Here is a 655-nt window from a genome sequence, read left to right on the forward strand (position 1 = left end):
TGTCCCTGCTGCCGGAGCCAGGCGGCCCGGTAGACCAGGAGGCGGGCCGCCTCCACCCGCGTCGCCATATCCGCCAGCTTAAACTGGATGGCCTGCTGGGCGGCGATCGGTTTGCCGAACTGCTCCCGCTCCTTGGCATAGGCCGTAGCCTGTTCCAGCGCCGCCGTCGCGATGCCGAGGGCCTGGGCCCCGATGCCGATCCGACCGCCGGCCAGGTTGGACAGGGCGATTTCATAGCCCTGGCCTTCCTCCCCGAGGCGGTTTTCGGCGGGGACCTCCGCCCGTTCAAAGATCAGCTCGCAGGTATTGGACCCGCCGAGCCCCATCTTCTTCTCCTTCTTCCCGACGGTAAAGCCCGGCGTATCCTTCTCCACGATAAAGGCGGTGAGCCCCTTGGCCCCCTTTTCCGGATCGGTGACGGCGAAGGTGATATATACGTCCGCCGCTTTTGCATTGGTGATGAAAATTTTGCTACCGTCCAAAATGTACTTGTCTCCGACCCTTGTGGCCCGGGTCCGGATCGCCGCCGCGTTGGAGCCGGCGTGGGGTTCGGTCAAGGCGAAGGCGCCCAGGTATTCCCCCCGGGCCAGGCGGGTGACGTACTTCTTCTTCTGCTCTTCGGTTCCGTAGCGCAGGATGGGAAACGTCCCCACCG

General features: G+C 64.6%; 1 protein-coding gene. It reads right to left on the minus strand.

Features of this window, described 5'->3' with window-relative positions; translation table 11 throughout:
* Positions 1-655 (minus strand): acyl-CoA dehydrogenase family protein (locus RZO55_RS12560; protein ID WP_318064628.1); only part of this gene is annotated, 655 nt, incomplete at both ends.

This window comes from Clostridium boliviensis (genome assembly GCF_033342255.1).
In the GTDB taxonomy this organism is placed as follows: Bacteria; Bacillota; Clostridia; order Lachnospirales; family Lachnospiraceae; genus Lacrimispora; species Lacrimispora boliviensis.